2 protein-coding genes are annotated in these 872 nt (G+C 24.8%); one reads left to right on the forward strand and one right to left on the reverse strand.

The genetic code is table 11. The annotated features are described in order from the left end of the window. Positions 1 to 477: hypothetical protein (locus tag GQX97_RS12680; RefSeq protein ID WP_232473379.1), on the forward strand; the 477-nt coding region annotated here is incomplete at its 5' end. Here the strand turns inward: GQX97_RS12680 and GQX97_RS12685 are convergent. Beyond that, positions 474 to 872: carbon-nitrogen hydrolase family protein (locus tag GQX97_RS12685; RefSeq protein ID WP_198391236.1), on the reverse strand; the 399-nt coding region annotated here is incomplete at its 5' end. The genes GQX97_RS12680 and GQX97_RS12685 overlap by 4 nt on opposite strands.

The following is an 872-nucleotide window of genomic DNA, read 5'->3' on the forward strand; positions in this document are numbered from 1 at the left end:
ATTTTGGATAGTAAAAAAATAGAAATTGATGAAGAGCTTGTTGGCATTATAACAGAGCTTAACAAGCTCGGATTCATTACTAATAAAAGCTGTGTTGGGCATAGTTATCAGAAAATAGGGTTCAATTATAATCCTTATATATCATTTTTTTATGGTATATTAGAGCGAAGAACAAAAGAAGATTGGGATAATTTGTATCATTGCTTGATATTAGATGAGATACTTAAAAATATTAATAATGATAATCTWATAATAACTATGCGGTTTAATACCATAGATAAAAAAGTTTCATATAGAGATGATAATKTTACTAATTTAGAATATGATTTATGTTTTATGAACTTTTATAAACTTAATATAGCTAATATTACAGATACAGTAAATGGAAGCAAATTATTTATTAATAGGTGGAAAGAGATTATAAAATATTATAAAGCTAATAGAAAAGAATTAGATGAAAAGTTTATAAAGAGTTAATAATGCTTTTTTATTTCATCATAAAAGTTTGAGCATATTATATTAGATTTTGAATTATTAATTTCTATATTTGCATTTAATGATGTTGTTTCATCTTTATYAGCATTTGCCAAAAAACTTCCGTCTTTATCAACTATAAAACTTTTACCAATAAAGTACGCATCAATATCTTTTGTCTTTTCTCTTCCAACTCTATTGCATAATATTATAGGAGTGATGTTTTCAATGGCTCTTACTCTTGCTATATCTAARGTATTTTCTCCTCCAAAGTTTGCAAGAATGCATATTAAATTGCTTCCGTTKAATATTTGATTTCTAGATATTTCACTAAACCATACATCAAAGCAAATTTGTATAGATACTTTTTCTTTACAAACTTCAAATACATTGTAGGA

The sequence above is a fragment of the Brachyspira sp. SAP_772 genome (genome assembly GCF_009755885.1).
GTDB lineage: Bacteria > Spirochaetota > Brachyspiria > Brachyspirales > Brachyspiraceae > Brachyspira.